Source organism: Mycolicibacterium setense, from assembly GCF_000805385.1.
GTDB classification, from domain to species: Bacteria; Actinomycetota; Actinomycetes; order Mycobacteriales; family Mycobacteriaceae; genus Mycobacterium; species Mycobacterium setense.
Genome location: NZ_JTJW01000006.1, coordinates 1,254,337 through 1,279,368, shown reverse-complemented (window position 1 = coordinate 1,279,368; position 25,032 = coordinate 1,254,337). Strand labels below are relative to the sequence as shown.

The window sequence follows — 25,032 nt, the reverse complement described above, 5'->3', positions numbered from 1 at the left end:
TGCGCCATGCGCGAGTCATCGGAATCTAGGTCGTCACCCGACCTACGTGACAGTCAGGCGGATTACCCGCGATCCTGCTCGGCAACTTCGCGGGTATTGGCTTTCGCGCGGCATCCGGCCCAGGCAAACAGAAGTCCGGTGCCAATCTCAGACAGTGCCGTCACCCAGGAAAACCGGCTCTTCGATCTTGACCGGGCAATCATCTGCAAGTCCGGGTTGCGGCCCGCTGTTTGCGGGTGCAGTGGAATCGTATCCGTCGTACCGAGTTCTCCCTGTTCCTGAATCCGCAGGCGGTCCGCTTGACCGTCTTCACGAGCCGGTTGTAGCCCTCGGTGCGGGCGTTCGTGATCCCGGTCGTTACGAACGCGTTGATCTTCGGCCACCACACGTCGACGGTCTTAGCGAGGGCGAGAAGTTCCGGGATGTTGGAATCCACGCACCAGGCCAGGAACCGGTACAAACGGTGCCGGGTCAGGTGCCCATCGCCGCCGACACGGACGGTCGCCAGTAAAGTGCGGAGTTCCTCCTTCGCGATGTAAGCGGACAGGATCTGCCCACTCGGGTCCTCGTCGACAATCGCATTCCACATTCGTGCGAACCTGTTGTCCGACAGTCGCTCCCGCCCTGTGAGCAATCGACGGCGGTTCGCCCACTCCGGATCGACCCTGCGGCCGCGACGGTCCCGCAGTTCCCACGTCACTCGGCGGCGGACCTTCGTCACCGCCTGGTTTGCCAACTGAACCAGGTGGAAGTGGTCGACCACCAGCGTCGCATTTGGCAGCAGGCCCTCGGTATGGACAGCGGCCGCGTAGACGGCCGCCGGGTCGATGGCCACATACTCGATCGACTCTCGGAACTCGGGTGTGCGTTCCGTAAGCCAGCCGATCACGGCGGCAGTGGTGCGCCCTTCCCGTTGCCCCAGCAGACCCTGCCGGCCGGAGAGATCGACGAACCCGGTGTCCCACGGATCGATCCGCACCCAAGTGCAGGTCTTCTCGCATCGCTCCCAGCGGGGTTTGCCGCGCCGGGTCTCGTCGATGCCGAGTACCCGGACGGGCTCGGGCTCGGCGAGTAGTTGCTGCGCATGCTCGACGAACGCGCGGTGAGCTGTCGGCCAGGACACCCCATGTGCGGTGGCCACCTCGACGACCGATCGGGCGGCGTCGCCGATCGCGGCGCCTATCTGGGTGCGTAGCCGCAGGGTGGTGCGGGACCTGGCCGGAATCTGCCCGATGGACTCGGTGAATGAACCCCGTTCGCAGTAGTCCTCCAGGCACCGCCACCGGATTTTGTTCCATCGCAGCAGGATCCGATTCTCCCCGTAGGGGATGCCTTTGGGCCTGGTGGTGACTCGCTCCTTGACCGATGTCGATAACACCCCGCAGGACGGACATGCCGCCGCGGTCTCCTCATCGGTCACTAGCTCAAGCACCCGAGCCCCGTCCGCCTCATGATTGACGCCGACAACCCGGACGCCGGGCATCCCGAATAGCAGGGTTGCCTGCTCAGTCACCTGTGATCGCTGGAGTCGCTGCGACGGCTTGCTGAACGTCCTGCTCGAGGAGGAAGTGGTTGAGCGCAATCGCAGCTTTCGTGCCTGCACCTGCGGCGTTGATCAACTGAGCCGGCGAATCAACGACGTTGCCCACCGCCCACACCCCGGTCACACTCGTGTGGCCCGTGGGATCGGTGCTCACCCACCCGCCCTCGCCAGCTTCACAACCCAAGCAGGTCAGCAGCTCGTCGTAGGGTACGAACCGCGGACCGACAAACGCGACCGACCTCGGCACAATCTGGCCGTCGACAAACTCGACACCGCTCAACTGGTAATCCTTCACCACCAGGCCGGCAACCTCGCCTTCGACGATACGGATCCCTCGGGCGGTCAGCCGAGTACGTTCCTCGACGGTCAGAACTATCCGGTTCGGGAAAAAGATCACATCCGAGGACCACTGCCGCACCAGCGACGCCTGATGCAGCGTGAATGGCCGGTTGTTGCCACCGAGCACCGCGAGTGGCATGTCCCGCACCTCGTATCCGTGACAGTACGGGCAGTGCAAAACGTCGACGCCCCATTGTTCCCGCAGGCCGGGGATCTCGGGCAACTCGTCGCGCAGCCCTGTCGCGACGACAACGCCACGCGCTGTGAGATCGCCGGCGCCGTCGCATCGCACGACGAACCCTCGGTCTCCGAGTTGCTCGATCCCCGTCGCCCGAGCCTGCACAACCTGCCCGCCGTACCCGAGTAGCTCGTCCCTGCCGATTGAAAGCATCTGCGCCGGAGCGATGCCGTCACGAGACAAGAAACCGTGCACGTGCTGGGCCGGGGCGTTCCGAGGCTCGCCGGCATCGACCACCGTCACCCTGCGGCGGGCACGCGCCAGCACCGTCGCGGCACTCAGCCCCGCCGCTCCGCCACCGATCACCACGACATCGTCTTCCACTACAACTCCCCTCCAAAATTCCCAGGGCCCCGTAGACGCGCTTCAGTCAGGGCCGCTAGGCCGATAAACGTTGACGCTCACGGTTTTCCGGACAGCGTTGACGGCCACGCACTCCAACGGGCGCAGCACATCCCACCCGGCACGCGTCAGAGAACTACACGAGGCCATCGCGGTCACCGCCAGGAACCGTGGGTAGGCTCGCAACCTAACAGATTTGTTCACCAGTTAACAAAGGGGGCGGGATGTCCGATCCTTCGCTTCGAGCACAGACGATCACGCTATGGACTGAGCGCAACCCCGCGCTGAACACCTCCCCGATGGAGATCGTGGCCCAGATCAAACACATCTCCTCACTGCTCGATGCCGCCGTCGAACCGGTCTACGCCGAAGCCGTGCTTACCGCCGCGGAAGTGGAGCTCCTCGTTCCGCTGCGCTACGCAGACGAAGCGGTCACAGCCATCCGTCTCGCCGAGCTCCTCGGCATGTCGAGGGCAGGGGTGAGCAAGACCCTGACCAATTTAGAGCGCAAGGGAATGATCAGTCGCACAACTAATCCCGCTGACCGACGGTCAGCGCTGATTGCACTGTCGGATGCAGGAATGAGCGCCGTCGATGACGTGTTCCCCCGCGAACTCGAGGCACACGCAAGACTGCTGGCGGGGCTGGGGAAGGACTGGAACAAGGTGCTGAATGCGTTGACTCATCTCGCCGAGACTCTGGAATCTCAACTCAACCCGTCCGAGGGCAAGTAACTCCTCGCATGCCCGGTCAAGATCGAAGAGCCGGAAAACCAGGTGACATTGATGCGCGGACCGCTTAGGAAGCTGTCTTGAAAGCGAGGCCAGAAATCTGGCAGAAGGTGCGCGTATGTGAAGACCAGTGCGCTGCCGACCCCGGTGAAGATCGCTACCTCGGGCGCCCGGCGATGACCCCTCAGCGCCATCGCGATCGCAACGATCACCGCCAAGCCCTGCACCGCACCGCCGGCCATCACGAATGCCGGCGACGCCGACATTCCCCGACGCAAATGATCGAGAACGTGCAAGCCGAGGTCGCCCACATCGCTGGCTACCGCCGCGCCGAAGACAACACGCGGTTGCCCCCATCAGCGCACCGGCTGCGGATCGTGTGAAGGAGTCACCCAGCCGCTCGGCGACAAGACGAACGAAACCCAGGTGCGGCACGCCCGATTAGCGGTAGCTCGGTCAGCCCCGATCGCGGCGGCCTGGGGCGCAACCGGCGACGTCGGTCCTCCTTGCCTGCGCGCGGCGAATCTGACGGCCCGGCCGACCATCTCGGGATTGGCCGCAGCCCTGCGTACCGAGAGCCGCAACTCACTGGAGTGGGCCAGCCTCAAGCGATGCGCCCGCCGCGGCGACGCAGGGTCGCCACCGACAGGCCGCTCTGGGCGATCGGCGCGCCGTGGGGAGCGGTGCCGCTCATCGTCCACGGCGCGATATGCACGGCGATGTCGCCGGCGATCATGACCTCGTGCCCGTCGCCGTAGCGGAAACCGGGTTTCACCGCGGCAAAGGCCTCGAAACCGGCCCGCAGCTGCTCCTGGCCCCGCACCGGCGCGCGCCTGGCGCCAGTTGGACCTCAAGTGGACATTTGGGATGAGAAACACCCAGTGTTCTGCGGCGTAGTCAAATCCCCCCTTCTAGACGTGCGCGTCGTCGCCGATGAGTGCGGCTCTGAGCGCGCGGCACTGACTGGCGAAGAAGCGCTGTGAAACAGACGCATTCGGAGCTATCAGATCGAACGCGTGGAAAGCTCCGGGAGCGATCTCTTCGTGCACGGGAATACCTTCTTGGCGGAGTCGGCCAGCGTAGGTGCGGCATTCGTCGTGGAAGAGGTCGAGTGTGCCGACTCCGATCCAAGCAGGCGCCAACCCTGAAACATCGACGCGTCGTGCCGGCACCGCCGCGTTCCGGTCGGCGCCGCCGAGGTACCACTCCCATGCGAGCTCGTTGTCGCGCGGCGACCACATCACCCGATTTCGGTGGCCGGAATCCGGGCCAGTCCGATCATCAAGCATCGGATACACCAACATCTGCAGGGCGAGGGGGATCTCGCCCCGGTCGTGGGCGAGCTGCGCCACGGCGGCAGCGAGGCCACCGCCTGCACTTGCGCCCCCGACCGCGACCCGAGATGGATCTACCCAGGGCTGGCGTATCAGCCAGCGCAATGCTTCGTTACAGTCTTCGACCGGGGTCGGATACGGGTTCTCGGGCGCAAGCCGATGATCGACCGCCACCACCGCGACATCGGTGAAGTTGACGAGCTTTCGGCAGAACCGGTCCTCTTGAGAAGCGCTGCCCATGACAGTGCCGCCACCATGGATCCACAACATCGCTGGCGCGGCATCACTTACGCTGGCGGGGCGGTGGACCCGGACGGTGACGTACGGGTTGACATGCTCAACGGCCACGCTGGGTATCCGACCTGCGCGGGCCGCCAGCTTCATCAGCGCCCGTGGAACGCTTAACCCATGTTGTAGCGCATACCCTTTGGGAAGTACTCGCGCCGCCCTACGAAGTTCTGGGTCGACAAGCGCGTAGCCCATGCTACGCATCGGCGGAGGCCGTTGCCGGCACCGGCGGTGCGTTGAGCTTGCGCCCAGCCCTGAGAAATCGGCCTGTTCGTACCCGGTCGACAAGGGAGGTTGGCACACCCTTGCGGAACACCGTTCGGCCGCCGACGAGTACTGCGGTGACGGTGTCGTCATTGCGGTTGACCATCCGGGATAGGCCACCGTACTGCTCGACGGGTTCCTCGGCGTAGGTGTCAAGGGATTCGTCAAGGTAGGCAGGGTTGATCACCGCGATATCCGCGCGGTCCCCGACCCGCAGATGTCCAGCATCAAGTGAATACCATTGTGCCAGTTCCCCAGTCAGCCGATGAACCGCATGTTCGACAGACATGAACGGCGCACCGGCCTCGATGCTCTGGTGCACATGCCGCAGCAGGCACAGCCCGCTGTTGTAGAACGCCATATTGCGCAGGTGCGCGCCGGCATCGGAGAAGCCGACCTGTACACCGGAATTGACTGCCAGTTGCTTGAGAATCTTCGGGCGATGGTTGGATATGACAGTGCGCCAGCGCAGGTTTCGGCCGTGTTCTAGGACGAGATCAAGGAACGCGTCGACCGGGTGGACGCCGCGCGCCAGTCCCAGTTGACCGAACGTTTTGCCGACGACGGTGCGGTCCGGGCACGAGACGATATCGGCATCGAAGAAGTCGCGGTGCCAAGCGCCGATAGCGAATTTGTCGTCGTACTCCTTGCGGAACTGGCGACGGTAGCCCTCGTTACGCATGAGTGCGTTTCGTTCGATCTCATCGCGAATATGCAGCGCTGCAGAGCCGGAACCCAGTTCTTCGAAGATCACCAGATCGATCCCGTCCCCGTATACCTCGAACGGGACCGGCAGGTGTTGCCAGCGGAAGTCACCGCCCAAGGCGTTGATCAGTCGAGCCGCACCGGTCAGGATCTTGTAGCCGATCGGGTTGGACTTGGCATCGGCGGCGGCCAGAAAACTGATCTTCAGAGGTCGACGCAGTCCACCGATCGAGCGTGCGAGTTGCGCCGCGACGCGCAATGGGTGCTGGATATCAGGACCGCTTTGCAGTACCCGCCCGCGCTTGCGCACCAACCGGGTCAGACGTCGCATCTCGCGTCGCTTGACATAGGTCGACGGCAATGTGCGCGAGCGGCACACATCGCCGTCGAGTCGATCGAAAAGCAGTTGCTGCGACGACAATCCGACGAAGCCGGCGTCAAGGGCCTCTGTAAGCCACTGCTCCATTCGGGCTTGCTCAGCTTTTGTGGGCCGATCCTCCAAGGTGGTGGCGCGCTCCAACCCCATGATGGCGGTGCGCATATCCGAGTGACCGATGAACGCCGCCACGTTGGGTCCCAACGGGCGTTTTTCGAGGGCCTGGATGTACTCCTCTGCATTGGACCAGGTCTTGTGCCGGTCGATCGCGGCGATGACGTAGTCTCGCGGGATCGCCTCGACTCTGCCGAACAGATCTCCCGCGTCAATGCCCCCGACATGCACGGTGGAGATGGAGCACGATCCCACCATGACGGTGGTGACTCCGTGTCGCAGCGACTCAGATAGACCTGCACCGTTGAGTACTTCCACATCGTAGTGAGTGTGGATATCGATCAGGCCCGGGATGACCCACTGACCCGCCGCGTCGAACTCCTCGATGCCGACCATGCCGTGCACGCCGACTGCGGCGACGCGTCCGTCTCGGATGCCGACATCGCAGATACTGGACGGCCCACCGGTGCCGTCGAAATAGCGGCCGTTCTTAATCACCACGTCGAAACTCATTGGAGTCCACTCCTACTGTCGGGTCGCCTATTCACAATACATATACTGATTATTGTATGGTCATGGAATGGCTGACCCCGATCTGATCGAACTTCAACTCCCGCGGGTGCGGATGTCCGCGTTGACCTGGGGCCCACAGGACGGAAGGCTGGCACTGTGCGTACACGGTTTCCCCGATAGCGCGCACACCTGGCGATTCATCGCACCCATGCTGGTAGACAAGGGGTTTCGCGTCGTCGCGCCTTTCACTCGTGGCTACGCACCGACCGGTCCCGCTCCCGACGGCGACTACCACATCGGCGCCTTGATGACCGACCTCATCGATCTGCACACTCACCTAGGCGGCGGCGATGACGCCGTCCTGATCGGCCATGACTGGGGAGCATGGACCACCAATGCGCTTGCCGCGTACGCCGGAGCACCGTTTGGCTCCTATGTGTCATTGGCGCTGCCGCCGGTGGCATCGATCCAGACAGGCCCTGGTGTGGGACGCAAAATCCGGATGAGCGCAAAGCAATTGCGCAACAGCTGGTACGTGCTGTTCTTCCAATTCCCGTGGCTGCCGGAGCGGATGTTGGCGCCGATCATTCCCCGGCTATGGAAGGACTGGTCGCCACGTGGAGCACAGGTCGGCGACGATGTGCACAGAACGCTCGCGGCCCTGCCGACAGTGGCGCACCGGAAGGCGGCGATCGGCTACTACCGGGCAGCGGCTCGCTTCGCGGGTGTGGCACCGCACTATGCGGGTCTGCAGCGTTTCTGGCGCAAGGTGCCGCGGACCCCGATGCTGGTTCTGCACGGACAACAGGACGGGGCCATGCAGATCGGCTATCTGGACGGCACACTGGACGCGCTGCCGCCGGGCAGCAGAGTGGTCCGGATTCCCGATGCCGGACACTTCCTGCAAATCGATCAGCCAGACGCGGTGTTCAACGCGATCGCCGAGTACCTGAAGGTGAACTGACCTCACATGGTGAGCGTCACCTTCACGCAATCGGCCGTCCTGGCGGCGACCGCCGCGTAGGCAGCGGGAGCGTCGGCCAGCGACATGCTACCGGTGAAGATCCCGTCGACGTCCAGGCGCCCCGACTGCAACAGGGGCACGAGTTCGGGCCACGTGCTCTGCACCGGTGCCAACGTTCCCCGAAAGGTGATGCTGCGGGTAAGACACAGCGTGGCCGGGAACGGGAACGGGTTGAGGTCATGCACCCCTACCACCGAGACGGTGCCGCCGGCCCGCACCAAACTCAGCGCGTCGTTCATCGTGGCGTCACTACCGACCGCGTCGATCACGGACACCGCCCCGCGCCCGCCGGTGGCATCCAGCACAGCGTCCAGCGCTGGCGGCTGCAATGGCGTGGCCCCTAACCGTACGGCCCGCCTCCGCCGGCCCTCGACGGGATCGACGGCGAACACCGTTGCCGCACCGAGGATCAGCGCGGCACGCACCGCACACAGCCCGACCGCCCCCAACCCGATGACGACCACCGTGCCTCCGGGCGGAAAATCGGCTCGCCGGGCGGCAGCCCATCCCGTCGCGAGATTGTCGGTGAGCAGCAGAGCCCCTTCAGTGCTGACACCCTCAGGTACACGCAGCAATTGGAAATCGGCGGATGGCACCGCGAGCAGCTCTGACTGCGCACCGCCGAGCGCACCGGCGCCGAAAATTCGCGGCCCGTCGATACACGTCACAGGGTCGTGGGTCGCGCAGCCGGCACACCTACCGCAACCGGCTACCGACGACACCAGCACCTGGTCTCCGACTGCGACGCTGCGCACACCTGGACCGGTCTCCACGACGGTGCCGACAGCCTCATGTCCGAGCGGTATCGGCGCGAAAAGTGGGTAATCCCCGTCGTAGAAATGCAGATCCGATCCACATATCGCTGCGGACAGCACCTGCACGATCGCCCCGTCGGGTCCGGGAAGCTGCGGGTCAGGCAACGTCTCGACGCGAACCTCCCCGGGTGTATCGATCACTACACCTCTCATGCAGACACCGTCCTTTCTCGTCGTTGCCATTGACGCAATGCCAGCGTCGCTGCGTGATAACCACACATCCCGTGCGCACCCGGTCCCGGCGGTGTGGCCGCCGAGCAGATGTACATGCCGCGTATGCCCAGGCTGTAGGGCGACAATGTCGTACGCGGACCGAAGACCAGCTGACGGACGTCTTTGGCTCCGGTGTTGATGTCGCCGCCTGCGTAGTTGGCGTTGTAGCGGTGTAGCTGCGCCGGCGAACGGACTTGCTGCCCTACCACCCGGTCCCGGAATCCCGGGGCGAACCGTTCGATCTGAGCGATGAGGGGTTCGGTCGCATCACTGGTGTAGCCGTGGGGCACGTGGGCGTATGTCCAGACCGGGTGCACCTCACCAACCGATCGTTGTGGATCAGCGAGGTACTGCTGACCTACCAGAACGAAGGGACGCTGCGGCATCTGGCCGTGGTGAAGGGCACGTTCGTTGCAGGCGATCTCGGAGAATGCACCGCCCACGTGTACGGTGCCGGCTCGACGCGCAGCGGAATTCGTCCACGGCACACCACCTTCGACTGCGAAGTCGACCTTGAACGCCCCAGGACCGCGCCGGAACCTGGCGAATGCCTTCATGATCCGGGGCGGCAGCCGGTCGGCGAGTATCTTGACCACTGACTCGGGGTCGAGATCGAACAGGGTGATGTCAGCGGGCGGTAGCTGAGAGGCCGACGCGATCCGGCAGCCGGTGACAATGTGCCCGCCCAGTTCGACCAGCACCCTGGCCAGGGCTTGAGTGATCGCCTGAGACCCGCCCGCGGCAACCGCCCAGCCGGCTCGGTGACCGGCGGTCAGGATGCCCAGCCCGATCGCGGATGTCAGTGGCCGGTTCAATGGTTGAAAAGCATGCGCGGCAACACCTCCGAACAGCGCCTTCGCGCGTTCGGTCGAAAAGTACTTCACCAGCGTTGAGGCGGGCAGCAACGTCGGAAGCCCGAACCGTGCGAGAGCGAGCGGACGCCTGGGCACGCGCAGCAATGGTCGCAGAATGTCGCCGGCGAGGGCGTCGTAGTGTTCGGCGTTGTGCGCGAACAAGTTTCGCCATCGGTTTCCGTCGGCGCCGAGACCCGCGGCGGTCTGCTCGACCGAGCGGTACAGCGCCCCGGCTGATCCATCATCGAGTGGGTGCACACAGTCGATCTCGGGATACCGCCATGACAAGCCGTAGCGCTGCAGATCCAAACTTTGCAGGAACGGTGAGCCGACGGCCATTGGGTGGGTCGCCGAGCAGACATCGTGCATCAGGCCCGGCACGATGGCATCCACGGTGCGGGTGCCGCCGCCGATAGCGGGGGCAGCCTCGAGCACAGTGACCGACATCCCGGCGCGAGCCAGGGTCACTGCCGCAGCCAGCCCGTTGGGACCGGCTCCGACAATCAGCGCCTGCTCACCTCTCATCATTCGCGCAGTTCGAAATCGTCGGGGTCCGGTCGGTTTGTCCATCGCCAGTAGTCGAAGATTCGAAACGCGTACAGCGTCGGGACGTCGCCGTCCGCGTTCTTGTAGTAGCTGTTCACGACCGCCGGGTGGGTGTACACCATTTGCTTGCGCCGCTCCCGGCTGCGGCTGTTGTAGTCATCGCATACTTCCTGCTTCGGCATCACAGATCGGCCGTCGGCGGCCATGACCATGTCGATACAGCCCATGATGTAGCGCATCTGGCATTCGGAGTTGTAGATGATGCTGGCGCCGTTCACCCCGTTGGTGCCAGGTCCGTACATGCAGAAGAAGTTCGGAAAGCCGGGCACGGTGATACCGAGATAGGCATATGGGCTGTCACCCCAGGCGTCGTTCAATGTGATGTCGTCAAGACCGCGCACGTTGATCGGTCCTAACTGATGGTTCACATCAAACCCCGTGGCCCACAACAACACGTCGGCGCGACGGTGTGACCCATCCACGGTGATGACACCGTCCGGGGTGATCTCAGAGATGGCGTCGGTGATCAGCTCTACGTCGTCACGCTGCAATGTTTTGAGCCACGTTCCGTTGTCCTGCAGCGTCCTCTTTCCCATCGGGGGATATTTCGGCGTGACCTTCTCCAGAAGTTCCTCGTCATCACAGAACGCTCGCATCCAGGCGATAAACATCTCTCGGATGGCGTGGTTTGACTCGTTGCAGGACAGTCCGCCGGTGTCCCAGTCGGGATCGATCTGAACCTGCTCGTCGAGCGCATCGGCGATCGGCCACCACGACACGAACCGTAGCCAGCGCCCGTAATACGGCAGGTGCCGGATCGCCCACCTCGCCCCGTCGGGGATGGCCTCGTGATACATAGGGTTTGGTGCCATCCACTGCGGTGTCCTCTGGTAGACGTCGATATGCGCCGTCACATCGGCGATCGCAGGCACCAGCTGGAATCCGCTCGCGCCCGCGCCGATGACTGCCACCCGCTTGCCGGTCAGATCGACACCATCACGCCAATCCGCTGTGTGAAAAGAGAGCCCTTCGAAATCGTCGGCGCCCTTGATATCCGGGATCACCGCATTGCTGAATTGCCCCACAGCACAGATCAATGCGCGTGCGGTCACCACCTCCTCGGTGCCGTCTGCTGCGTGGATACGCACAGACCAGGTTGCGGTGTCTTCGTCCCAGTGCGCGCCAGTGACTTCGGTGTTGAACCGGATAAACGGGCCGATGTCGTGTCTGTCCGCGACGTTGTCAAGGTAGCGGAGGATCTCTGGCTGCTCGGAGTAATAATGGGTCCAGTGATCGGTCGGCTCGAACGAGTACGCGTAGTACTGGTTGGCGATGTCGACGCGACAACCGGGGTAGCGGTTTGCCAGCCAGGTGCCACCCACCCGCGACTGCTTCTCCACAATCGTGAACGGCACCCCAGCAGCCTTCAGTTTGATTCCGGCCAGCAGACCCGCCTCGCCGCATCCGATGACCAGGACCGGAAAGTCGTTGCGCTGTTCGGGTGTCGACGCCAACACCGGTCCACTCTGGTCGGCATCGCTGAAGCGAAGGTCGGCTGCTATGTATTCGACGAACTCCTCGGTCACCGTGCCCGCAGAAATCACGTCGAGCATCGTGCGCATTTGTTCGGGATCCGGAACAAACGGCGGTGGGCAGCCCCGGTCGCGGTAATCGCAGATCACCTCAAAGGCACGCCGGCGCACCGTTTCCTTGTCCAGCTCACTCATCGCCCCCTGCAAGTCCATCGCGAGGAGCATGAATGGCTTCGGCAATTCCTGTAGCAGGCTCATATCGCCGGTCATGTGCACTATCGACATCAGGAGAGCAGGCACACTCGCCTGCTCGACGGCCGCCCTGATGACGTCATCGGTGTCGTCGAACGGTATTCCGATCAATCGGGCCAGATCAGGCGAGGGTGCGTCACTGCCGACGTCCACCGTGGAGCGAGTCATAGACTCACCATACATAGTTGAGTTATCGTATGGTCAAGGGGAGGCCATACGTTTTGACTTTTCTGCATTCTCAACGAGCCAGGATCGAGCCGGTGCCGGTCAGGTGCCACACCGAAGGATGGGACGCGACATGGCAGACTTACAGGTACGGCGGGTTCGGTTCGACTTCGCGGGAGAGGATGTGCCGTTCAACTGGAACCCGCAACGGCCGGCATTCGCCATGCAATGCAACCTGATCACCTTCTTCGCGCCGGCTTTCGAGAAGTTCATCGTCGAGGCCACCCGCGAGGCCATCCCACTCATCCGCGATCCCCAGAAGGCAGAGGAAGCTGATCTCTACTTGCGCCAGGAAGCTCAGCATTCGGCTGCGCACCTGAGTCATTTTCGGGCACTCACTCGGCGCTGGCCTGGGTTACGGGACACCATGGACGAGGTGCACGCTTCGTTTGATCACCTCACCGCCACCAAGACACTGGCCTGGCGGCTCGGCTACACCGCTGTGATCGAGGCGACGTTCACTCCATACTTCAGAGTGTTCCTGGACCACGAGGACAAGCTTTTCGAACCCGGTGACGAGCGCGTCGCTTCACTGTTCCTCTGGCACTTCGTCGAGGAAATCGAACATCGCAGTTCCGCGCTGATGGTGTATGACGCCGTTCACGACAGCTACCTGTATCGGCTCAAAACCATCGCGGGAGTCATCCGGCACATCGACGAGCTGCTGAAGATCATCTCCACCGGCTTCCGCAAGCACGTCCCCGAAGCGGACGGCGGGGCATACGCAGCGATGCTGCCCGCGGGCCTGTCGTTGCGTGCGATGCGGTCTTCGCAACGCGCAGCCCGCCAATTCAGCACACCCAGGCAAGCCACCTACAGCGGCGTGCCGAAGCGCGAGCTCGCCGAGATGGCGATCGGTTTGGTGCGGTCGCAGGGCCCAAGTCACGACCCCACCTTTGAGCGACTGCCGCACTTCGCCGCGCGGTGGTTTCGCCGCTACAACGAAGAACCCAAGAGTGCTGGACGCTGGTATTCGGTCGGCGTGACCGGCGGATAGCATGAGCATCGCCGATATGATTGCCGCATGCTTGTGACACGGATGCTCGGCTAGTGGTGCGCAGTCACGGCTGGGGCGGTAATTCCCCCGCTTCAGACGAGGAAGCCATCACCCGGATTCTCGACGCGGCCGACGAGATCATCGCCGAGCGCGGATCGGCGATGCGCATCGCTGACGTAGCGCGGGATCTCGGCGTCACGCGGCAGACCGTATACCGCTACTTTCCGGGCACCGAAGCGCTGCGGCTGGCCACCGCCATGCGGTCCGGGAGTGGGTTCCTCGAGCAGCTCGCCAAACACGTGCAGGGAGAGACGGACCCGGTCACCGCGGTGGTCGAAGGCCTCGCCTATGCAATCGAGAATCTCGCCGGCGATGAGCGGATCGGCTTCATCCTCAACAGGCGGTCGCAGGGCGACGTCAGTGCGTCGCTCACCTCCGACACCGCCCTGACTTTCAGCCGCGCCATGCTGCATAGGTACGAAGTCGACTGGGAGAAGCACGGCTTCGACGAAGACGCCCTGGGCGAACTCGCCGAGTTCCTGCTCCGATTGCTCTACTCGTTCCTGGTCGACAACGGCCGGGCGCCCCGCGGCCAGGACGAACTGAGGGTGTTTCTGGCGCGCTGGGTAGGGCCGGCGGTCATCTATCCGCGCTTCGCCACGGCGATGGAGTCACTGACGAAAGTGTCTGCACCGCAACGCAAGCATCGACGGCCGGCCTCTTAAGCATCGACCTACTAACGTCTCGGCGACAGATCGTCGTACCGGCTGACTCCTGCCCCTGGCACATTGGCTAGACATAGTTTAGATTGCGTCTAGCCAACGTCGTCAGAGCGGGGTACAAGCGTGGGGTTTTTCAGTTCGGACCTACCGGTCGTGGACATGGACGCGTGGCGGGCCACCGCACGCAGCGACCGTCTGAGGCTGATGGCGCGTCATATCGCCGAGCGCGGCACCGGGAATCCCGACGTGCTCTACGTCGTCTACGCCATCAAGATCGTGCTCTACATACTCATCGGCATGGGGTTCGCGCTCGCGACCGAGGGCATCGACGGCTGGACCGATGTCGCAACGTGGTGGAGCGAGCCGATCGTGTTCCAGAAGGTCGTGCTGTGGACTCTGCTGTTCGAGGTGCTAGGCCTGGGTTGCGGATTCGGGCCACTCGCCGGCAGGGTCGCGCCCCCGATGGGATCACCCCTATATTGGCTGCGGACCGGTACAGTTCGCCTGCCGCCATGGCCAATGAGGATCCCGTCCACAGCCGGTGATCGTCGGAGCCCGGTGGACGTGGCACTCTACGCGGCACTGCTTGTAGCGACGGTCGTCGCACTCCTGTCGGACGGCACTGGCCCACTTTCTGCCCCTGCGACATCCGTCGGCCTGATACCGACGTGGAAGATCGCCATCGTCGTGGGTGTACTCGCGGCGATGGGACTGCGGGACAAAGTGGTCTTTTTGGCCGCGCGAGGGGAGGTCTACGGCACTCTCACCGTCGCGTTCCTTCTGCCGGGCCTGGACATGATCGTCGCAGCAAAGGTGGTGATGGTGGCCATCTGGATGGGTGCGGCGACGTCCAAGCTCAATCGACACTTTCCGTTCGTCATCTCGACCATGATGGCGAACAATCCGTTGATACGGTCGAAGTGGCTGAAACGCAAACTATTCCGTGACTACCCCGACGATCTGCGACCGAGCTGGATCGCGGCGCTCCTAGCCCACGTCGGGACGGTGATCGAACTCTGCGTGCCATTGGTGCTGTTCTTCTCCGGCGGTGGAATCATCACGCAGATTGCGGCACTACTACTGGTCGCGCTGCATCTGATCATCCTTACCTCCGTTCCACTCGGGGTACCTCTGGAGTGGAACGTGTTCATGATCTACGGGATTGGCGCGATCTTTCTGGCACATAGCGACGCCGGGCTCGGGGATGTCACACAACCTTGGTTCATCGCAGCTTTCGTCGTGGTGCTAGTGACGACTGTGGCAATCGGACACGTATGGCCACGGAAAGTGTCTTTCCTGCCGGGAATGCGCTACTACGCCGGCAACTGGGACACGTCGGTCTGGCTCTTCACCGAATCCGCCAGCCAGAAGATCGCCGACCAGCGAGTCGGCTTGGGTCTGTTACAGCACAAGTACTTCGAGAAACTCTTCGGCAGCAAGGAGAAGGCCGAACTGCCGTTGCACATGGGCTACGCATTCCGGTCCATGTTCGCCCACGGCCGTGCCGTCATGACGTTGCTGGATCGTGCCGTCCCCGCCGGCCGGGAGCTCGACTACACCGCCGTCGAGGGCGAAACGGTCGCCGCGTACGCCCTTGGCTGGGCGTTCGGCGACGGCCACCTCCATCACGAACAACTCGCCGCCGCGCTGCATTCGCGGTGCAAATTCGAACCCGGTGAAGTGCGGATCGTCATGCTCGACGGACAACCCATGCATCGCCAACGCCAGGAATACCGTCTGGTCGACGCGGCAACCGGCGAATTCGAAAGCGGCACATTCAAAGTCGCCGACTGCGTATCGAGACAGCCCTGGCAGAACGACGTCCCACTCCAAATCCGCGAAGGAAATCTGTGAACGCCCTTGAAGCGCAGTTCAACCTGTCCACGGTATTCAACACACTGGCCGCAGCCGTCCCCGACCGGGAGGTGCTCGTCTGGCGCGATCTCCGCTTGACCTACGCCGACATGAACGCGCGCATCGACGGTGTCGCACACCACCTGAGCGCTATCGGTCTGGGCTGCCACACCGAGCGCAGTGACCTGCGCGGCCATGAGTCCGGTCAGGACCATCTCGGGATCTATCTACGCAACGGCAACGAGTACCTCGAATCGATGATCGGCGCCTACCGCGCCCGCGTCGCGCCATTCAACGTGAGTTACCGCTACGTCGAGGAGGAACTGATCTATCTGCTCCACGACGCCAGCGCTGCCGCACTGGTGTACCACGCAGAATTCGCGCCACGTGTCGCGGCCATTCGAGGCCGCCTCCCCCACCTGAAAGTGCTTATCCAAGTTGCCGATGACTCGGGCAACGACCTACTGCCCGGCGCCGTCGACTACGAATCGATCATCACCACACCGGTTCCCGACAGTGGGATGCCTACACCTACCGGAGACGATCTGTACGTCCTGTACACCGGCGGTACCACCGGGATGCCCAAGGCCGTGCTGTGGCGCCAACACGACATCTTCCTGTCATCCATGGGAGGACGGCCCATGGGCCGCAACCATCCGCTGGGCTCGTATCAAGAACTGGCCGAGCAGGCCTGTGCCAGCACGGGATTCTCGCTGCTCGTCATTCCGCCCTTCATGCACGCCGCCGCCCAGTGGGCAACTTTCTTCACGATGACCAGAGGCGGTCTCCTGGTGATTCCCGACGATGTCGACGGGTTCCGTCCGGCGGCCGTGCTGCGCCTGGCGCACCGCGAGAGGATCTTCACCATCCCGATCGTCGGCGACGCCATCGGACGACCCTTGGTCGAGGAACTCGAATCCGGCGACTACGACCTCCCCGACCTGGTGAGCATCGCCAACGCCGCCGCGCCGCTCACCCCCACGGTGCGCGACCGGATTCTCACGGCTCTGCCACACGTCGTGCTATCCGACGGTGTCGGTTCGTCGGAGACCGGCATCCAGATGATGAGCGCAGCGTCGGCCGCACAAATGGCACCGCAGACCGCGACGTTCAATCCACAGTTCGACACCGCCGTCGTCAATGATGACTTCAGCCGGGTTCTGAATCCTGGTGAGGGCGAAGGATGGCTGGCACGAAGGGATCTCATCCCCCTGGGCTACCTGAAGGACGAAGCCAAGACGGCCCGCACCTACCCGACGATCGACGGCACTCGCTGGTCAGTGCCCGGGGACCGCGCCCGCATCCTCGACGACGGCCGCATCGAATTGCTCGGACGGGACTCGGTCACCATCAACTCCGGCGGCGAGAAGATCTTCGTTGAGGAGGTGGAGCGAGCAATAGCCTCCCATCCCGCCGTCTACGACGTCGTCGTTGTCGGCCGCCCGTCCGAGCGCTGGGGCAGCGAAGTCGTCGCCGTCGTCCAGATGGCCGACAACCAATCCGCAACCGATGACGACCTCGCGGACACCTGCGCACTGAAGATCGCACGTTACAAGATCCCCAAGGCCTTCATCCGCGTCGACAAAGTCATGCGATCACCGGCAGGCAAGGCCGATTATCGATGGGCGAAAACAATCGCCACCGACTCGAGCTAACGACACCACACGCCACCACCACCAGGCGGGGTGTTTCGTCGGATGGTCAAGGGCCCCTGGCCTTTATGGAAGGTATCGGTATCCAGTGGCACCTAGATCCAGTCGAGGTCGATATCGTCGGCGCATACGAAGGCTACTTCGACAGATTAGACGCTCAACTATCGCCCTCTCCGCCCGATAACAGCAACGCAGACGCGAAGCCGCCACCATCCCAAAACCGCGGCCAGAAATGAGTGTGCGCCATGCGCGAGTCATCGGAATCTGGGTCGTCACCCGACCTACGTGACAGTCAGGCGGATTACCCGCGATCCTGCTCGGCAACTTCGCGGGTATTGGCTTTCGCGCGGTATCCGGCCCAGGCAAACAGAAGTCCGGTGCCAATCTCAGACAGTGCCGTCACCCAGGAAAACCAGGTGACATTGATGCGCGGACCGCTCAGGAAGCTGTCTTGAAAGCGAGGCCAGAAATCTGGCAGAAGGTGCGCGTATGTGAAGACCAGTGCGCTGCCGACCCCGGTGAAGATCGCTACCTCGGGCGCCCGGCGATGACCCCTCAGCGCCATCGCGATCGCAACGATCACCGCCAAGCCCTGCACCGCACCGCCGGCCATCACGAATGCCGGCGACGCCGACATTCCCCGACGCAAATGATCGAGAACGTGCAAGCCCCAACCAATCAGGAACGCCCACGCTGCGAAGCGTAGAAAGGCTTGGGGCCGAACGGATGTCGCTGTCATGGAACCTCCAGCTAGCCAACGATATTCGATAGTGGATCAATGCTTCCCGCAAGGGCCTGACTTCAGGATGAGTCTCCTCAGACCGCAATCAGCGGCTCCGGCCCGGTGTTTCGCCAGACGATGCCACGCCGTTCGTAGTCGAACAGTGCCTCCACCGCGTGGGCGATACGCGGCCCCAGTTCCCGCTCCAGCAGATAGATTCCCAAGTCCAGCCCGGAGGTGACCCCGGCGGCCGTGACCAAATCACCGTCGTCGACCACGCGGGCATCGATCGCTATTACACCCATGCCGGCCAGCGCATCCATCCCGAGGTGATGCGTCGTCGCCGACCGACCATCGATGAGGCCGGCCGCCGCAAGCACCATCGAACCACCGCACACCGTAGCCATCGTCAGTTCGGGACGCTCCATTGCCTCCTTGAGTAGGCCCGGCAGCTCGGTCGATAGCGTGCGGGCCTGGATCACGGCGATGTTGTCGTCATCGAGTTCGTCTGCTCCACTGAACTTTCCGGCCGCACCCGGCACAACGATCACGTCCGCTCGTCGTGGATCCAACCGGGCCGTCGCTTCCAGTGACAGCGGACTGATGCCGCTGGGCACCTGCCGCGGCCCCTGGGCCGAGACAAGCTCGACCTCGACGGCACCGCCGGTGAAAATCCGCCCCGCAGCCAACACGTCGAACGGTGCGATGACATCGAGCGGGGCGAACCCGTCGAACAACACGATCTGCGCTAACACTTCGATCATCTTCCTTTCGGTCGCTGCTACGGACGCTAATCACCGCTCAGCGCGGACAGAACCGGCTGGATTGCCCAATATCAACGGATTCTCGCCACCTCTGTCCGGCGCCTTTGTGGGATAGGCCTATCCGATGTCGTTGGCGGGTATGAGCTGAGGTCTTAGCGTATTGCCATGCACACTGTCGCTGTACTGGCCCTGGACGACGTTGTTCCTTTCGACCTGGCGACCCCGATAGAGGTGTTCACCCGCACCCCACTGCCCGGCGGTCGGCCCGCCTATCGCGTCCAGGTCTGCGCTCCCGGTCGCGCGGTGGACACCGAGATGCTCACCCTCCAAACGCGATGGGGACTTGAAGCGCTCAACGATGCAGACACGATCATCTTGCCGGGGTGCACCCACCCCACCGTCGCAGTCCCCACCGATGTCGTCGATGCGCTGCGTCGAGCGGCGGCCAACGGCACGAGGATAGCTTCGATCTGCACCGGAGCGTTCATCCTTGCCGCGACCGGTCTGCTTGACGGACTGCGGGCGACCACACATTGGCTCAAAGGCACAGAGCTCGCCGTTCTATATCCCCAGATCGAGGTGGATCCTGGTGTGCTGTACGTAGATAACGGCCAGTTCCTAACTTCCGCCGGCGCTGCGGCCGGGTTGGATCTGTGCCTGCACCTCATCCGTCGAGATCACGGCTCGGCGGTGGCCGCCGACGCCGCCAGGCTGTCGGTCATGCCACTGGAACGCGAAGGCGGACAGTCCCAGTTCATCGTCCGCGACCTGCCACCCACTCCCCAGGGCTCAGCCCTGGAGCCCGTACTGCAGTGGATGGATGCCCAGGCGCACAGCGATTTGACGCTCGCCGAAATTGCGTCGTATGCGGGAATGAGTCCGCGAACCCTCAACCGTCGTTTTCGCGAACAGACCGGCACGACACCATTGCAGTGGCTACACCGCACCCGAATCCGGAAGGCACAGTACCTGCTTGAAACCACCGACCGACCCGTCGACCGGATCGCAAATCAGGTTGGCTTCGGCTCCCCCACCGCGTTTCGCGACCGCTTCAAACGCATCGTCGGCACGAGTCCGACCGCGTACCGCGCGGCTTTCCAGAGCCGCGACCTCGCCCGCAGCGACTCGCAAAATTGAACGGCACGAACACTCAAGTCCCAGCGAAGTACACGATCAACATACCTGTGGAGCAGACACATACACTTCGCCAGCGCCCTCCGGCGCAACGCTCGCCGCATGAATGAGTGAATGCACGAGGCTAACCACCATAGGGTTGAGAGGTGCGTGCGATCGTAATCAGAAACGGACAGTTCGAGCTGCGACAGCGCGATGAGCCGGTTCCCGGACCCGGAGAAGTGTTGATCAGTGTTCGGGCAGCAGGACTTAACGCTGCGGATCTGCAGCAGGCGCGTGGCGACTATCCAGCCCCGCCAGGATGGCCACCGGATATCCCTGGTCTGGAGGTCGCCGGAGAGATCCTCGCGGTGGGCGCGTCCGTGACGGGCTTTTTGCCCGGGGATCGGGTGATGGCACTGCTTGGCGGCGGTGGTCACGCCGAACGTGTGGTTGTCGCGGCCGATCTGCTGATCCCGGTGCCCGCTGAGGTGCTGTGGGCGCAGGCCGGTGCGTTTTCCGAAATATTCAGCACTGCCTGGGACGCTTTGGTGACGCAGGCGCAGGTCGGAGTCGGCGATCGCGTGTTGATCACCGGTGCCGCCGGAGGCGTGGGTACCGCCATGCTGCAAATCGCGTCGGCAACAGGTGCCGATGTGGTCGCCAGTGTGCGTCGTCGCGAACTGCACGGCAAGGTGAGAAATCTTGTCCCCGATCAGAAACACTTGATCGTGGTGACCCCAGACGAGGAAGCCGACGCGGACGCGTTCGATGTGATCGTTGAGCTCGTGGGCGGGGCCGATTGCTTGCAACGGGTTTCCCGACTAAGCACCGGCGGGCGCCTACTCGTTGTCGGTGTGCAAGCTGGAGCCGCGGCGTCATTGCCATTGTTCGAGTTGATGCTGGCACGCGCCCAATTGATCGGTACGACGATCCGGGGTCGCAGCCACGCGGAAAAGGCAGCGCTGTCCCAAAACATCCGGATGAAGGTTGTGCCACTACTCACCGACAACCGCATCCAGGTGCCGATCGAGACGGAATATCGACTTGACAAATACTCCGACGCCTACGGCCGGCTCGCCGCACCAGGCAAGTTCGGAAAGGTCGTCTTGATGCCGGGATGATCTCTGGAACGCGCGTGCCCTTGACAATAGGACCGGAGGAATTGCGTTCGATGTGCAGTCCAGAGACGAATTGATCCAGGTGAGTGGTCAGGGTTAGGTCGTTGTGACCTGTCTTCGGGCAGGAGCGATGAGCGCCCACAAATACAGTCCAGTGCAGATCGGTCCGCCAGGTACTACGTATCCCACACCATCGCGTCTTCAGCTTTTCGTGGACACTTCATCTCGCGCGGCGCGCGAGACGGTCGGGAGCGAGGATTTTGACGGTTTTGGATTCGGTGGTTATCCACCCGCGTTGAGCGAAGTCGACGAGTGCCTGTTCGGCCGATCTTCACGTTGCCTGATTCGATGAGGTAGAGCTCTTCACCAGGGTCGCCTTCGGTGAAGATCGTGTAGCCAGCTGGGAAACTGACCTGGTTCAGTTAGCCAACAAGCGCCGCCGCGGCGCGATCAACGCGGTCCGCAACCGGGCCGGGTTGTAACCGCATTACCGGACGAACCGGGCCACGTAGGGCGCGAAGCGTGCTTCGAGCTGTTCGCGGTCCAGGCCGAGATCCTCGGTGCGGTAGTCAATTCGGCCGAGCCTGCCACGGGTGTGGCCGGCCAGGTAATCCGCGACGGCGCGCTGCGATGCCTCACTCGGCGCGTATTCCGCGACGTCCCAGACCCGTCGCACCATCGCCAGATCATCGGCCATGAACTCGTCGAACCGAACGTCGATCGAGCGGTCGGCGGGCAGCAGATCGCGATCGCGCATGCAGGCGTTCAGCATTTCCTCGATGCGGGTGATCCAGTAGTTGGCGACGGTCGGTACGTCGACCTTGTCCACGCTCATCCGCATGGTGTAGGTCATCATGGTGGCCATCGACACTGCCACTTCGACCGGATCACGGTGCGTGACAATGAATGTCGCGTCGGGAAAGACCTTGAGCAGCGGCACGAACTGCTCGAGGTGCTGCGGGCTCTTGAGAACCCAACGCCGGTCGCGACCGTCCTGGTGGGTCAGCACCTGCAGCATCAGCCGCAGGAACTGATAGCCCGAGGTCTGATCGTGGGTGGCCAGGTAATCCGACCAACGCGGCAGGTGGGTCAGCGTGGTGAAGAACCCGCTGGCGAAATCCTGCACCATCAGGCCGATGTCCTCATGGATGTGGTCGATGGTCATCTCGTGCATCAACTGGAAGTACGGCATCAAGGTGTTGGAGATGTTCAGCGCGTCGCCGGTGCGCTGCCGCCGAGGTTCGACGGTGCCTTCCTCCCCCGGAGCCGGCAGCGGTTCTTGGGCCTCCCAGTACGGCAGCGAACGCAGTGCCGGATCGGCGGCGAGCATGCTGTGCAGATGTGTGGTGCCGGTGCGGGGCAGGCCGGCGATGATCAGCGGAGCCTTCACCTCGACGTCGAAGATTTCCGGGTGCCGCTTCAGATGGTCGATCACCCGCAGCCGGCCTTTCAGGAAGGTCAGCATCAACGAAAAAGCGTAGGTGCGGCCGAACGCGGTGAAATTCGGCAGCTCACCAAACGCCTGCAGCAGCACGTCCATTCGGTCGCGGTAGCCCTGATCACCGAAGTCGCTCAGGCCCGTCTGTGCGCTGGCCTGCTGGTGGAGCCCGTCGGCGGTCAGCGGACAATAATCGGCCATCGCGGCCATGCCGTCGATGACCTGTTGGGCCTCCGGCGAGAATGTCGGGCGGGCCAGATCGGTGAGGCGAATCGCATCGGTCATGATCGGGACTGTAGCGGCGCGTTACAGTTTTTACAAGAAGTGTTGTGCTGTAAGTTCACCTGCGCTTATGATCTGCCCTATGTCTACCCCCGAGAGCGCGGCGGCGTGGCGCGAATTGCTTTCTGCCTTCGCGGAATTCGACACCAATTTCCTGGATGGCCCCAAGGCCGTGCGTGGTCAGCTCGCGGTGGCCGAGGGCTATCAGAACCTGGCGACCATGCTGGCGCTGTCGCTGGACATGAACTTCTTCGCCGACCCGGTGGCACCCAGGTTCATCGACACGCTGACGCCGTTCCGGCCCGACCGGCGCTGGGGCGGTGACAACACCGACTGCTACTACGGGTATGCGGTGGTGGATCCGCGCCGTACCTACCGGGTCAGCGGTGCGGCGAACGACAGCGCGATGTACTCGGTCACGGTCTACAACGAACCGGAACCGGGCGCCTGGCCGAACCGCACCGTCGGACTGCTCTACGACACCGATATCGGGGTGGACGAGAGCGGGCGCTTCGCGGCCGTGCTCGGACCCCGCCGCCCGCAGGGCTACGACGGGCCGTTCATCGAACTGTCCCCCGATGCCCGCGGCATTCTCACCCGCGACTATCACGAGCATCCGGACACCGGCCGCCGCGTCGATTGGGAGATCGAGGTGATCGATCATGCCGGGCTCGAGGTCGCGCCGCCGAAGTCCGATGCCGACGTGGCCCGCGGGCTGCGCGCCGCGCTGCGGTTCGCCAAGGACATGTACGCCCTGATCCCGCTGATCCTGATGGAACGCCAGCCCGTCGAACTGGCCGACGGCCAAGCGCTGACCTCGAATACCCTGGCGCCGCCGTATCGGGCCGGCGATGCCACCTTCGGCTACTCGATGCAGGATGCCTGCTACTGCCTCGGCGGATTCTCGCTGGAACCGGGAGAGGCATTGGTGATCACGTCGAGCCATCCGGCCTGCCGATTCTGGAACTTGACACTGTGGAACCAGTACATGGCGGCCCTGGACGTCGAATACGGCCGGGCCGGAATCAATTCCGGGACCGCGGTACCCAACAGCGACGGCTCGGTCACCATTGTGATCAGCCGCGAGCTGCTCGATCATCCCAATGCCATCTCGACCAAGGACCATCCCGAAGGACTGATGTCGTTCCGTTGGTTCCACGCGGACGAACTTCCCGAACACCCGCACACCGCAGTCGTCCCGGTCGCCGAGGCACCGACTGCGCTCAGCTGACGGGGACGAGCACCGGTGCGATCCACCGGCGCAGATATGCCCGCAATACCGCCGGAGACCGTGGCGGGTCCGACGGTGCGATTACCATCGACTGAATCATCCGCAACACGTATTCCACCAGGTCGTCCATCGCGGGGCCGGCGAACCCCAGCGACGCCCAGTCAATTGGCGTGTGCTCCAACATGATTCGCGATCGTGCGACCGCCTCCGATAACACCATGCGCTGACTGACCATTCGAGCACGGTCGGTGTCGAGCAGCAGTGCGAGCAACGGCTCCTCCGGCAACCGCTCGATCAGGTAGGCCACAGCCTGCACCAGAAGCTCCGCCGGATCGTCGAGCCCCACCGTCAACTCGCCGATACGCGCGGTCCAACCTGCCAGCGCCACATCGGCGGCCGCGGCCAGCATCTCCTCGGTGGTGGCGAAGTGCCGATAGATCGTCGGTCGGGTGACGCCGAGGTCGTCGGCGATGATCGACAACGTGGTGCGCTGCGGTCCGTGCCGCTCGATCATCCGCAGTGCGGAGTCGACGATGCGCTTGCGGGCCTCGGCGTCATCTGCCGGCGGTGCACCGCGCCATCCTCTGCGTCCCATACCTGACTCGACCTGTCTGATGCATGATGATCAATACACCGGAGTGTAATGGTGTCTGTCAGCCGCTGTTTCGCAGCGCGGTGGCTAGGCCGCTCATCGTGAGCAGGGTGCCGCGCTGCACCAGTTCGTCGGTGTCCCCCGCCCGGTACCGGCGCAGCAGCTCGACCTGAAGATGGTTGAGCGTCTCCAGGTAGGGGAAGGCATCCACCCCTTCATCGGCGAATGTGCGTCGCGCCGCGTCGAGTACAGGCGCACGGCTACGCCGTGCATCAGCGCGTGTGACGAACGCTTGCG

The 25,032-nt window shown here is 63.4% G+C and carries 21 protein-coding genes and 2 pseudogenes; 9 read left to right on the top strand and 14 right to left on the bottom strand.

What is annotated here, in order from left to right:
- Nucleotides 1-199: 199 nt before the first annotated feature.
- A complete protein-coding gene (locus QQ25_RS30205; RefSeq protein WP_234711920.1) occupies nucleotides 200-1,432 on the bottom strand; it encodes an ISL3 family transposase in 1,233 nt (410 codons plus the stop codon).
- Nucleotides 1,433-1,505: 73 nt separating this feature from the next.
- Nucleotides 1,506-2,444 (bottom strand): NAD(P)/FAD-dependent oxidoreductase, encoded by a 939-nt coding sequence (locus tag QQ25_RS16765; RefSeq protein ID WP_039379662.1) that lies wholly within the window; start codon nucleotides 2,442-2,444, stop codon nucleotides 1,506-1,508.
- A gap of 242 nt (nucleotides 2,445-2,686) precedes the next feature.
- Between QQ25_RS16765 and QQ25_RS16760 the strand changes: the two genes are divergently transcribed.
- Nucleotides 2,687-3,196 carry a MarR family winged helix-turn-helix transcriptional regulator gene (locus QQ25_RS16760; protein WP_039379661.1) on the top strand — a complete coding sequence of 170 codons (510 nt, stop codon included), beginning with the start codon at nucleotides 2,687-2,689 and terminating at the stop codon, nucleotides 3,194-3,196.
- A gap of 601 nt (nucleotides 3,197-3,797) precedes the next feature.
- Here QQ25_RS16760 and QQ25_RS16750 read toward each other — a convergent pair.
- The 3 genes and pseudogenes from QQ25_RS16750 to QQ25_RS16740 all read right to left on the bottom strand — a co-directional run.
- Nucleotides 3,798-4,019 (bottom strand): annotated as a pseudogene (locus QQ25_RS16750) (YybH family protein); the annotation flags it as partial.
- 85 nt (nucleotides 4,020-4,104) lie between these two features.
- A complete protein-coding gene (locus QQ25_RS16745; RefSeq protein WP_039379659.1) occupies nucleotides 4,105-5,019 on the bottom strand; it encodes an alpha/beta hydrolase in 915 nt (304 codons plus the stop codon).
- Nucleotides 5,012-6,787, bottom strand: a complete 1,776-nt coding sequence (locus QQ25_RS16740) for an N-acyl-D-amino-acid deacylase family protein (RefSeq protein WP_039379658.1) — start codon at nucleotides 6,785-6,787, stop codon at nucleotides 5,012-5,014. Before QQ25_RS16740 ends, QQ25_RS16745 begins: the two co-directional genes overlap by 8 nt.
- Before the next feature lie 67 nt (nucleotides 6,788-6,854).
- On the opposite strand from QQ25_RS16740, the gene QQ25_RS16735 reads away from it, so the two are divergent.
- Nucleotides 6,855-7,751: an alpha/beta fold hydrolase gene (locus QQ25_RS16735; RefSeq protein WP_039379656.1), complete on the top strand. Its 897-nt coding sequence runs from the start codon at nucleotides 6,855-6,857 to the stop codon at nucleotides 7,749-7,751.
- A gap of 2 nt (nucleotides 7,752-7,753) precedes the next feature.
- Here the strand turns inward: QQ25_RS16735 and QQ25_RS16730 are convergent, their stop codons facing one another.
- From QQ25_RS16730 to QQ25_RS16720, 3 genes are read right to left on the bottom strand one after another with little or no spacing between them, the layout of a single operon-like run.
- Nucleotides 7,754-8,779, bottom strand: a complete 1,026-nt coding sequence (locus QQ25_RS16730; protein WP_039379654.1) for a zinc-binding dehydrogenase — start codon at nucleotides 8,777-8,779, stop codon at nucleotides 7,754-7,756.
- Nucleotides 8,776-10,218, bottom strand: coding sequence for a phytoene desaturase family protein (locus QQ25_RS16725; RefSeq protein WP_039379653.1), 1,443 nt, complete (start codon nucleotides 10,216-10,218; stop codon nucleotides 8,776-8,778). Before QQ25_RS16725 ends, QQ25_RS16730 begins: the two co-directional genes overlap by 4 nt.
- Nucleotides 10,218-12,191 (bottom strand): flavin-containing monooxygenase, encoded by a 1,974-nt coding sequence (locus QQ25_RS16720; protein ID WP_039379651.1) that lies wholly within the window; start codon nucleotides 12,189-12,191, stop codon nucleotides 10,218-10,220. Before QQ25_RS16720 ends, QQ25_RS16725 begins: the two co-directional genes overlap by 1 nt.
- A 130-nt stretch (nucleotides 12,192-12,321) precedes the next feature.
- Here QQ25_RS16720 and QQ25_RS16715 point away from each other — a divergent pair, with 130 nt between their 5' ends.
- The 4 genes from QQ25_RS16715 (at nucleotide 12,322) to QQ25_RS16700 (ending at nucleotide 17,476) form a co-directional block, all read left to right on the top strand.
- Nucleotides 12,322-13,245: a metal-dependent hydrolase gene (locus QQ25_RS16715; protein ID WP_039380069.1), complete on the top strand. Its 924-nt coding sequence runs from the start codon at nucleotides 12,322-12,324 to the stop codon at nucleotides 13,243-13,245.
- 56 nt (nucleotides 13,246-13,301) lie between these two features.
- Nucleotides 13,302-13,970, top strand: coding sequence for a TetR/AcrR family transcriptional regulator (locus QQ25_RS16710; protein WP_039380068.1), 669 nt, complete (start codon nucleotides 13,302-13,304; stop codon nucleotides 13,968-13,970).
- 120 nt (nucleotides 13,971-14,090) lie between these two features.
- Nucleotides 14,091-15,821, top strand: coding sequence for a DUF3556 domain-containing protein (locus QQ25_RS16705; protein WP_039379649.1), 1,731 nt, complete (start codon nucleotides 14,091-14,093; stop codon nucleotides 15,819-15,821).
- Entirely contained in the window at nucleotides 15,818-17,476 is a 1,659-nt protein-coding gene (locus QQ25_RS16700; RefSeq protein WP_039379647.1) for an acyl-CoA synthetase, read from the top strand. Before QQ25_RS16705 ends, QQ25_RS16700 begins: the two co-directional genes overlap by 4 nt.
- 298 nt (nucleotides 17,477-17,774) lie before the next feature.
- On the opposite strand, the gene QQ25_RS30605 is transcribed toward QQ25_RS16700, so the two are convergent.
- Together QQ25_RS30605 and QQ25_RS16690 are read right to left on the bottom strand one after the other, a co-directional pair.
- Nucleotides 17,775-18,212 carry a hypothetical protein gene (locus QQ25_RS30605; RefSeq protein ID WP_101906149.1) on the bottom strand — a complete coding sequence of 146 codons (438 nt, stop codon included), beginning with the start codon at nucleotides 18,210-18,212 and terminating at the stop codon, nucleotides 17,775-17,777.
- 77 nt (nucleotides 18,213-18,289) lie between these two features.
- Nucleotides 18,290-18,958, bottom strand: a complete 669-nt coding sequence (locus QQ25_RS16690; RefSeq protein WP_276015326.1) for a DJ-1/PfpI family protein — start codon at nucleotides 18,956-18,958, stop codon at nucleotides 18,290-18,292.
- 165 nt (nucleotides 18,959-19,123) lie between these two features.
- Here QQ25_RS16690 and QQ25_RS16685 point away from each other — a divergent pair, with 165 nt between their 5' ends.
- Nucleotides 19,124-20,095: a GlxA family transcriptional regulator gene (locus QQ25_RS16685; protein WP_039379646.1), complete on the top strand. Its 972-nt coding sequence runs from the start codon at nucleotides 19,124-19,126 to the stop codon at nucleotides 20,093-20,095.
- A 143-nt stretch (nucleotides 20,096-20,238) separates the two neighbouring features.
- Nucleotides 20,239-21,195: an alcohol dehydrogenase catalytic domain-containing protein gene (locus QQ25_RS16680; RefSeq protein ID WP_039379644.1), complete on the top strand. Its 957-nt coding sequence runs from the start codon at nucleotides 20,239-20,241 to the stop codon at nucleotides 21,193-21,195.
- Nucleotides 21,196-21,368: 173 nt separating this feature from the next.
- On the opposite strand, the gene QQ25_RS31635 is transcribed toward QQ25_RS16680, so the two are convergent.
- Together QQ25_RS31635 and QQ25_RS16675 are read right to left on the bottom strand one after the other, a co-directional pair.
- The gene (locus QQ25_RS31635; protein ID WP_082017543.1) at nucleotides 21,369-21,614 is read right to left on the bottom strand and encodes a cyclic nucleotide-binding domain-containing protein; all 246 of its coding nucleotides are present in this window, start codon (nucleotides 21,612-21,614) and stop codon (nucleotides 21,369-21,371) included.
- Nucleotides 21,615-21,679: 65 nt separating this feature from the next.
- Nucleotides 21,680-22,915, bottom strand: a complete 1,236-nt coding sequence (locus QQ25_RS16675) for a sulfotransferase family protein (RefSeq protein ID WP_039379642.1) — start codon at nucleotides 22,913-22,915, stop codon at nucleotides 21,680-21,682.
- A gap of 79 nt (nucleotides 22,916-22,994) precedes the next feature.
- On the opposite strand from QQ25_RS16675, the gene QQ25_RS16670 reads away from it, so the two are divergent.
- A complete protein-coding gene (locus QQ25_RS16670; protein ID WP_039379641.1) occupies nucleotides 22,995-24,143 on the top strand; it encodes a DUF1214 domain-containing protein in 1,149 nt (382 codons plus the stop codon).
- Here QQ25_RS16670 and QQ25_RS16665 read toward each other — a convergent pair.
- Nucleotides 24,136-24,738 carry a TetR/AcrR family transcriptional regulator gene (locus QQ25_RS16665; RefSeq protein ID WP_039379639.1) on the bottom strand — a complete coding sequence of 201 codons (603 nt, stop codon included), beginning with the start codon at nucleotides 24,736-24,738 and terminating at the stop codon, nucleotides 24,136-24,138. The two genes, QQ25_RS16670 and QQ25_RS16665, sit on opposite strands and share 8 nt — an antisense overlap.
- 58 nt (nucleotides 24,739-24,796) lie before the next feature.
- Nucleotides 24,797-24,937, bottom strand: a pseudogene (locus QQ25_RS31370) (phosphoenolpyruvate carboxylase); the annotation flags it as partial.
- Between the last annotated feature and the right edge of the window lie 95 nt (nucleotides 24,938-25,032).